Annotated in this window: 8 protein-coding genes; 2 read left to right on the forward strand and 6 right to left on the reverse strand. The window is 65.7% G+C overall.

From position 1 onward, the window contains the following. The 5 genes from SAZ01S_RS22595 to SAZ01S_RS22610 all read right to left on the reverse strand — a co-directional run. The coding region (locus tag SAZ01S_RS22595) for a serine hydrolase domain-containing protein (protein ID WP_218018155.1) at nucleotides 1-1500 on the reverse strand (1500 nt) is incomplete at its 3' end. Next, the gene (locus SAZ01S_RS24170) at nucleotides 1466-1864 is read right to left on the reverse strand and encodes a hypothetical protein (RefSeq protein WP_218018156.1); all 399 of its coding nucleotides are present in this window, start codon (nucleotides 1862-1864) and stop codon (nucleotides 1466-1468) included. The genes SAZ01S_RS22595 and SAZ01S_RS24170, both read right to left, overlap by 35 nt. 49 nt (nucleotides 1865-1913) lie before the next feature. Then, entirely contained in the window at nucleotides 1914-3251 is a 1338-nt protein-coding gene (locus SAZ01S_RS22600; protein ID WP_084584591.1) for a sensor histidine kinase, read from the reverse strand. Further along, complete coding sequence (locus SAZ01S_RS22605; protein WP_218018157.1) at nucleotides 3248-3913, reverse strand: response regulator transcription factor; 666 nt, start codon at nucleotides 3911-3913, stop codon at nucleotides 3248-3250. Before SAZ01S_RS22605 ends, SAZ01S_RS22600 begins: the two co-directional genes overlap by 4 nt. A 75-nt stretch (nucleotides 3914-3988) precedes the next feature. Beyond that, entirely contained in the window at nucleotides 3989-4597 is a 609-nt protein-coding gene (locus SAZ01S_RS22610) for an outer membrane protein (protein ID WP_084584593.1), read from the reverse strand. A 279-nt stretch (nucleotides 4598-4876) separates the two neighbouring features. Here SAZ01S_RS22610 and SAZ01S_RS22615 point away from each other — a divergent pair, with 279 nt between their 5' ends. After that, nucleotides 4877-5794 (forward strand): amidohydrolase family protein, encoded by a 918-nt coding sequence (locus tag SAZ01S_RS22615; RefSeq protein ID WP_218018158.1) that lies wholly within the window; start codon nucleotides 4877-4879, stop codon nucleotides 5792-5794. Here SAZ01S_RS22615 and SAZ01S_RS22620 read toward each other — a convergent pair. Then, on the reverse strand, nucleotides 5763-7280 hold the full coding sequence (locus SAZ01S_RS22620; RefSeq protein WP_218018159.1) for a LytR/AlgR family response regulator transcription factor: 1518 nt from the start codon (nucleotides 7278-7280) through the stop codon (nucleotides 5763-5765). The two genes, SAZ01S_RS22615 and SAZ01S_RS22620, sit on opposite strands and share 32 nt — an antisense overlap. Nucleotides 7281-7315: 35 nt before the next feature. Here SAZ01S_RS22620 and SAZ01S_RS22625 point away from each other — a divergent pair, with 35 nt between their 5' ends. After that, the gene (locus SAZ01S_RS22625; RefSeq protein ID WP_084584596.1) at nucleotides 7316-8614 is read left to right on the forward strand and encodes an acetamidase/formamidase family protein; all 1299 of its coding nucleotides are present in this window, start codon (nucleotides 7316-7318) and stop codon (nucleotides 8612-8614) included. The last annotated feature ends 117 nt before the right edge of the window (nucleotides 8615-8731 follow it).

Below are 8731 nucleotides of genomic sequence, written 5' to 3' on the forward strand. Positions count from 1 at the left end.
TGCGGCGTCGAGCGCGTCCCGCCAATTCGCCGTCGAGACCTGCGGGCCGGGGGGCGCTGCGGTCGCGGCAACTGTCGTCGCAGCGGCAGCCGCCTCGCGTCCCGGTGGCTGTCGCGTTGCCTTCAGCAAGGCATTCACCGACGCGACGGCCGAACCATCGCCGGTCAGCGCGACGGCGGCAAAGGCGTGGTCGGCAGGCGCATATACGACGAGCGCGCTGGCACCTGGCGTCCCGCCGGCATGGCCGACCCACAGCAGGCGCCGGTCGCCATCGGGCTCATTGAACACCATCGCGCCGAGGCCATAGAAAGTGCCGGAGTCGAACATCGGATACAGCGTGCCGGTCATTTCTTGCACCAGCGACGGCGCAATCAGCCGGCCACCGAGCAGCGCGGACCAGAAGCGCACCATGTCGCTGGCCGACCCGACGATCGGACCCGCCGCGCCAGCCCAGCTCGGATCGATCGGCGTGGCCTGCGCCGAGACGAGCGGCGCCACGCCGTCCGCTCCGCCACCCGGCCGCAGCGCACGCAGCGACGTGAGCCCGAGCGGCGCGATGATCCGCGCGGTGATCGCCCCGTCGATCGACCGGCCATCGACCTTCCGGATGATTTCCCCGAGCAGATCATAGCCGGTATTGGAGTAGCGCCAGTTCGCGCCGGGGCAGAAGAGCGCCCCATGCTTGCGCGCGATCGCCAGATTTTCAGCCGGATCGCGATAGCGCGGCGCGGCATGGGCCTTTTTGTCCTCGTTCGCGCTGAACAGACCGCCCGTGTGCGCCAGCAGATCGCGCACCGTCACGACTTCGCTATTGGGTACGCCGGGGATCCATGTGGAAACCGTATCGTCGAGCGACAATTTGCGTTCCTGCACGAGTTGCAGGACGACGATGGCGGTGAAGGTCTTGCCGGCGCTTGCCCAGAACAGGGGGCGCTGGCCAGCCGCGTCGCCGGTCCACATGCCCTTGCCTTCGATTCCCACTGCCGCCGTGATCGACGGCGCATGGGTGGCCGCCTTGATCGCGGCGAGGGAGGCGTCGAGGCGGCCGGTCGTTGCCGGATCCAGCGCGCTATCCGGAATCGCTACGGGCGGGGGCACGGCCACCGCTGCGTGCAGGGGCCGCCCGGCATAGGGCGCGCGCGCCGTGCAGACGACCGGCTTATAGTCCTCGGCCCGTGCGAGGGCAGGCGTCAGGCAGGAAAGCGCCACGAGGATGCCACCGTCCCTCAGGAAGCGGCTGCGCGCTCGCGCGATTCGTGCAGGCAGGTTCAGCATGGATAAGCCTTGTTGTAGCGGATGAGCCCGTCGAACGCATCGAGATCGGGCGGGCATGGCTTCCTGCTCGCCGCGATAGGCGGCCAGCAGATCGGCGCTCTCGGGGCCGCATGGACGCTGATCGAACCTATGCCATTCGCCCGAGAGTTCCGGTTCGGCAGCCTGCCGCCCGTTTGAAAGGAAACGCAGCTCAACAGCCGAATTCGGGACGCTCAAAGTCCTCAATCTGCCAGCCATATGCCGCGCGACGTGCGTAGAAGGTGTAGAAGCACTTTCGTTCCCTGGTTGTCGTCGGCGCGTATTCGGTGCGACTCCGCGGGTGACCATTGCCCCCGCGCTCGACTCTTGTTGTGGCATCGCCCCCGCTCGTCTCAAATTCGCTCTGCATCCACTGATAGGCACGGCGGCCGTCCGGCAGGTCGCGGACATCGACCGGCGGGCCGTAGCGTGCCATCACGGCCTCGGGAGGCCGGCCAAGATAGCCACGCATGATATCAGCGGCGCAGCCGGAGAGGGCCAAGGCGAGGGCGAAACAACCGGGCAGGGGGCTGCGGCAACGCAGGACCGGAAGAAACGAACAGCGCTTCATACGCAAACTCCAGTGGCTAGCCGCACTTGTTTGCGCTGCGAAGATTGCGTCAGCCTTGCGTCCACGTGGCGAACTCCAGCCGGATAATCGTGCCGCCCGAAGGTGCTTCGATCGCAGCCACCGATCCGCAGTGCCGTGTCATGACCTGGCGAACGAGATGGAGACCGAGACCAGCCCCCGTCGCCCGTGGACGCAGACGATGGAAGGGTTCGAATATCCGGTCGCGCTCGTCGGCCGGAATGCCTGGACCGTCATCCTCCACCTCGATCATTCTTCCCGTGATCCGCACGATGATGCGGTGCCCGCCATGCTCCATCGCATTTTGGATCAGGTTCGCGAGCACACGCGCAATCGCCGCGATGTCGCCGCAGACTATCTCGCCGCCAAGATCATCGACCTCGATCTCGACGCCTGCCACGAGCACCAGCGGCGCCAGATCCGCCGCAACCTCCCGCGTGATCCCGGCGAGATCGACTGTCTGGCGCAACGGCGGGTGCCGCTCCATGCGTTGAAGATCGAGCATCTGCTCGGCGAGAGTGGCGAGACGCGCAACGTCACGCTGTAGCCCTCGTCCCAACTCCGTGTCGGGCGCTGCATCGATCTTTGCCTGGAGAATGGCGATCGGGGTGCGAAGCTCATGCGCGGCATCGACGAGAAAGCGCTGGTGTCTGTCATAGCCGTCGTCGAGGCGCCGGAGGGCGCCGTTCATCGCCTCGACCAGCGGCACAAGTTCTGCCGGGAGGTGGTCTGTCGGCAGTCGAGCGCCGCGGCGATCGATGTCGATTGCGCCCGCGTTCTCCGCGATCATCGCCAAGCCATGGAGCGCGCGCCGCACAATCACTGGCGTTGCAACGATAGTGATCAATGCCAACAGACCGAGCACCGGGATCATCATCAGGTTTGAAAGGAACAGCACGACGAAGGTCGCGCTGAACAGGCTGCCTTTGCCGAGCACGGTCAGTTCTCCGGCAGGTCCAGAGGCGCGCCGTATGATGGCCAGATACTGAAACGGCGGTTTCGTATCGCGGATATCCGCAAAGGTGATGGAGCCGAGGTTACGCGCCAGCGGACGATATAGCTCCGGTATCTCGCCAAAGGCGATCGTCTCACCGCGATTGCTCCGCGCGACGAACCAGAGGTCGGGGTTGGCGGCACGCAGTGCCGCGAATTCGCTCGTCTCGACGATATGGAGCCGGCCATCCGCGCCACGCGTGACGGTACGCGCCGCTACCTCGGCGAACCTGGGGCTAACCAGCACGCCCCCCTCGTCGTTGAGGACGAGATAACCGACGAACGCGATGCCGAAGAGAAGCAGAATGCTGATCTGGAATCCCAGCAGCCGCCCGATCAGGCGGCGCTTGAGCGAGCCGGGCCGTTTCCTGGTCAATCTTGCCGTCGCAGCAGGTAGCCTACGCCACGAATGGCGTGGATCTCTACCTCAGCGCCTGCTTCCGCGAGCCGCTTCCGCAGCCGGGAAACATGCGAATCCAGCGTATTCGACTGGATCGCATCGTCGAAGCCATAGACAGCGTCCTCCAGGGCGCCGCGCTGGACGGTCCGCCCGCGCCGCCGCATCAACGCCGCGAGCACGCGCAATTCGCGGCGCGGCAGGTCGAGCCTTACGCCACCGACAAGGGCCTCGTCGTTCGCCATGTCGTAGACCAGTTCACCCAATTGCACCTGCTGGAGCGGCAGTGCAGTCGGGCGTCGGCGGACCGCACGCATGCGCGCCAGCATCTCCTCCATAGCGAAGGGCTTTGCGAGATAGTCGTCGGCACCGGCGTCGAGCCCGGCAACGCGATCGGGAACGTCGCCACGCGCGGTGAGGACGATCACCGGCACGCCCGGATTTGTGCGCCGCAGCTCGGCGATCGCGTTGAGTCCGTCACCGTCAGAGAGCGTGCGGTCGAGCAGCACCAAATCACTGATGGCAATCGTTGTCGCTTCATGGAGTTCGGCGAGCGAGGCGACATGGTCGACGACATAGCCCTCGCGCTCCAGCACCGCACGGACCGCGATCGCCATCTCCGCCTCGTCCTCGACCAGCAATATTCTCAACCTCGCGCCCTCCCAGGGCCGGGCAGACGGTCGGTCCGACCAATCGCCTGCCCAACCGTTCACGGCTCAAAAGCCGATCGACATTCCGATCTGGACCTTCGACGAAGTCAATCCGCCACCATAGTTGACGCGATTATATTCCGCGCGCGTGAAGACTCCCGGTAAGAGTGCGACCTCGGCACCGCCGCCCCACAGGAAGCCGCTCTTGGTGCTGCTTGCATGGACATCGGCAAGGTTCGTTGCCCGGAAATCCGTGGTTTCGCGGGTCCGCAGCCAGCTATACCCCGTCCGACCATATAGCAGCACGCGCGGCGCTGGCAGCACACCGACACGACCAGAGACGTCCCAAGCCCATCTTGGCTTCAGCGCATAATCGCCGATGGTGCTCGCGGCCTTGAGCGTGCCGCCGCCGCGGCCGATCCCGCCTTCGCCGCCGATCACCAGAACGTTGCCGAGCTGGACATCGTAGCCGATATGACCGCGATAGCCGATCCCGCCCTTCTTCTCGTCGAGCATCGAGGCGATGCGGGGCAACGCATAGTCGCCTTCCTGCCAGCGATAGTCGACCGATGCGCCGATCTTGACCCCCGTAAAGGTCACGTCATCGTACGATTGCGCGCGGGCAACAGTGGGTGCCAGCGCCAGGGTGCAGAGCAGCAAACAGATACGCTTCATCACAGATCCCTTCGATCCTTCTACCGGCTGCCCCAAATGCAGCCGAACGCCCGGATGGACATGGAACCTTGTGTCAGCATTGCGGACGCCGGATCCGGCGATCAAAACCGCGCCCGGCCGCCCGCGCCTGCTGCCTGATTCTCTCAAGATCAGGACGCGCGCGCATGGGATCGCCTTTCAGCTATGCCCTCCAGGCGATCCCATGCGCGCTGTCCCACTGAACTACATTGCGCCGACACGGCTGCCGCGTTTTTGACTTGCCTTGACAGTGCGTTTGGCATGATCCAACTGCCCACCATTGGGGGGGGAAGCATGCGCAAAGCTCTTGGCCTGGCTGCGGTGGCCATTGCGGCGGTCCTTTCAGGCGGGGCCACCCTGGCGACGGACGGCTACACGGGGCCGGTGATCGACACCCACGCCCACCTGCGGACCAGCCAGACCAACGGTTTGACCGACGCCCATCCGATGGGCACGGCGGCTCTGCGCGCCCTGGACGCTGCGGCCGGCGTCCAGCGCAGCGCCCTGATCGTCATGGCTGACAAGGGCGACATGCCCGCCACACGCGCCCTCAACGACGCCCTGCTCGCGGCGGTGGCGGCCGATCCTGACCATTTCTATCCCATCGCCTCGGTCCATCCGGCGGACGGCGACGCGGCGCTGGCGGAGCTGGAGCGCTTGGCGCGGCTGGGCGTTCGGGAGATCAAGCTGCATCCGAACAGCCAGCAGCTGGATGTCGCCGACCCGGCAGTGGCCCGCGTGACCGAGAAGGCAGGCGAGCTGGGCATGGCCGTGCTGTTCGACAGCTACAACCCGATGGATACCAACCAGCCGGGCAAGCTGATGATGCTGTCGTTCCGGCAACCGGGCACGAATTTCATCTTCGCCCATATGGGCTTCACGGAATTTCGCGAGTTCCAGAGCCTGGCAACGCTGCGCAAGCTGGGCCGCGGCGGCAACGTCTGGCTGGACGTCTCGGCCATCGCCTCGGCTTATGCGGGATCGCCGGTGGCGCCGGAACTGGTCTGGACACTGCGCCGGCACGGCATGGACCATGTGTTGTTCGGTTCGGACTGGCCCGTGGACACCCCCGCCGAAGCGTTGAAGGCGGTCCGCGCCCTGGGCCTGACGGCCGCTGAGGAGAAGCTGGTGCTGCACGACAACGCCGTCAAGCTGCTGAAGCTGGACCAAGGCTCGTGAACGCCCGCAGCGCGGAAGCATAGGCCCGGCCAATCGGCAGGACGATCGCACCCGACAGCTCGGCCACGCGACCGTTAGGCCCGGCTTTCGTGCCGTGAAGGTGCCGGACATTGATGGCATGACTGCGATGGATGCGGACGAAATCGGATGGCAGAAGCGCGAGGACGGCTTTCAGCGTCATCGTGACCACGATTTCACGACCATCACGCATGTGGAGGCTACAATAATCATCGTCAGCCTTCAGGAACACGACCTGGGAAGGGGCTACCAGATGGTGGCGGGCGCCGTCCCGCAATGTCACGACCGGTTCGACGGCAGGAATCGCGACCGGCACTTCCGCGACAGTTGCCGGTCGCAATATGGCCCCGATCACTAGCACGATCGCGGCGATGGCGGCAGAAACGTAATAGCCCGTATCGAGGAAATCGGGGCCGGCGACGTAGGCCCAGACCGCCAGCGCCGCCGCTATCAGCGCAAAAGCGATCGCGCGTCGGTCCTTGCGGAGGGCTGCCTGCATCGTAAGCGCGGCGATCGCCAGCATTGCGATCTCGAAGATGGCCAGCGACTGGCGGTCGGGTCCGCCGATGATCAGGCACGCCACCCCCATCGCCATGCAGGTGACACCGACGACGACAGGGGCCTTGAGCGGCACGAACAGGCGGCTCGTCATGCCAACCAGCAGCAGGCCGACGATCACCGTCAGTCCGGTCAGCACCTCCATGCGGGCGAGGTGCCACGGATAGGTGTAGGATATCGCGATCTTGCTGATCTCGACAAAACCCTGCGCGACGATCGCAGCCAGCACGGCCATCGCCGGGGCCGCCTGTCGCCCGATCCGGCCCGCGAGCAATAGTGCGCCGAGCACCAGCAGCGCGACGGCCGGAAGCGCCAGCGTCGCCAGCGTCGGCAGATAGTGGCGCAGCGTATAGCCTTGCGCGTCGCGTGGCGGTCCGATCGCGATGCGGTGGATCGGTTGCCCGATCGGCAGCCATAGATGATGCGCGGACAGGACGATTGTCACCCGGTTGTCCCCGGCACGGACCAAGGCGCGGGGCACGGCCAGTCTGGCGCTATAATGACCCGGCGTCTCGCTTGCCCTGTCCACGCCGGGTGAGCCGTTCGCGCCGATAACGACGCCGTTCCAGCGGACGAGCGCGCTTGCCATCGCATCGATCTCGACCGCGATCGGGTCGCTGATGGCACCGGGCAGCACGTGAACGGTCGCGGAGAGTGTCGTGAGGGGGGCTGTCAGTCTTTCATATTCCGGCGTGACGATACGGCAATGGACCGTCTGTGCATCATCGCACGCCTGCCAGCGAGCAGGGGCGATGGCCCAGGCAGGAGACGCGAAGCACAGGGCCAGTATTACGGCAAAGACACGGTACGCCATCATTCTGCTGATGGTAGCATGGCACTGGCGGTTGTTCACCGACCCGGACGGTCGTCGACCGATCAGCGATTTCCATCCACAGGCGAACACCGGCACGGTCGCCCAATCATTCCTGCGCACGAGTAGCCCGCATGTCCCCGATTCGCTTCTCCACCCTGCTTCTATCCGTCACCGCTTCGATCGTCGCCACCTCCGCAGCAGCAGCGGAGAGCTGGATCGTGCGCACCGATCTCTGGGGTAATCCTGCCTTCTCGACGCTCACTGTCGAGCGTCGCGGCAAGGACGTGACCGGCGATCTGGACGGCGACCGCATCGAGGGGCGCGTGACGGGCGACCGGCTCACCCTGACCGCAACCGACGGCAAGGGCCGCACATCGACCTACACGGTGAGGGTCCGCGGGACCGAACTGGCCGGCACCGCCGATATGCCCGACACCAACGATCCTGCCGCTCGCGTCACGCATGCGGTGACGGGATGGCGTGTCCCCGAACGCCAGGGCGGCGGTCCCCGCACTGTCGAGTACACGCCGACTGACTATTCCAATAGCTGGAACGCCGATCGCCGTCCGGTGCTGGTCGTCTGGCCGGGCGACACGATCCATACCACCACGATCGATTCCGGCGGGGTGGACAAGGACGGCAAGACCCGCGCCCTGTTCGGCAATCCGCAGACTGGTCCGTTCTTCATCGCCGGCGCACAGCCCGGCGATACGCTGGCGGTCCATATCCGCCGTCTGAAGCTCAACCGCGACTGGGCCGACAGCCTCGATGCCATCGTCGGGCGTGCGCTCGGCACGTCGCTGGTGCCGGAGGCGGGCACGCTCAACAAACCCGTGAAATGGCTGCTCGATCGTGAGGCCGGTCGCGCCCGTCCCGAGAAGGCCGAGGGCGCGCTTGCAGGGTATTCGGTGCCGGTGAGGCCGATGCTGGGCGGACTTGCCGTCGCGCCCGGGTTCGGGATGCCGGCGATCTCAACCGGCGACACCGGCCGCTTCGGCGGCAACATGGATTTCCCCGAGGTAGCCGAAGGCAACACCGTCTACCTTCCCGTCCAACAGCCAGGGGCGCTGCTCTATTTCGGCGACGCCCACGCTCTGCAAGGTGACGGCGAGACGACGCAATATGCCCTCGAAACTTCGATGGACGTGACCGTCACCGTCGAGGTCATCAAGGGCCGCAGCATATCGATGCCGCGCGTCGAATCACCGACGCAGATCATGGTACTGGGCCAGGCCGGCTCGCTCGACGAGGCGCTGAAGTTCGCCAGCACCGGCATGATTCAGTGGCTGCGGCAGGACTATGGCATGACGCTGCCGCAGGTCGCGCAGGTGCTGGGTACGGCGATGCACTACAGCGTCCCCAATCTTGCTGGGCGCAACGTCGGCGTCGCGGCTCGGATCGACAAGGCGCTGTTGCCGGCGAGAGAATAATTTGCATCGTGCAGCGCTTCGGTCGGGTGGGTCCCAAAAATAGCCGATCGGTCGATCGGCCGATCGCGAGAGCAACGCTTGACTATCAATGCGTTGGTGGGGGCATGGGGCCGCGCA

It is taken from the genome of Sphingomonas azotifigens NBRC 15497 (assembly GCF_002091475.1).
GTDB classification, from domain to species: Bacteria; Pseudomonadota; Alphaproteobacteria; order Sphingomonadales; family Sphingomonadaceae; genus Sphingomonas; species Sphingomonas azotifigens.

Coding starts and splice junctions, on each gene's coding strand:
- SAZ01S_RS24170 (WP_218018156.1), bottom strand. CDS start 1,864: ATGAAGCGCTGTTCGTTTCTTCCGGTCCTGCGTTGCCGCAGCCCCCTG.
- SAZ01S_RS22610 (WP_084584593.1), bottom strand. CDS start 4,597: ATGAAGCGTATCTGTTTGCTGCTCTGCACCCTGGCGCTGGCACCCACT.
- SAZ01S_RS22615 (WP_218018158.1), top strand. CDS start 4,877: ATGATCCAACTGCCCACCATTGGGGGGGGAAGCATGCGCAAAGCTCTT.
- SAZ01S_RS22625 (WP_084584596.1), top strand. CDS start 7,316: ATGTCCCCGATTCGCTTCTCCACCCTGCTTCTATCCGTCACCGCTTCG.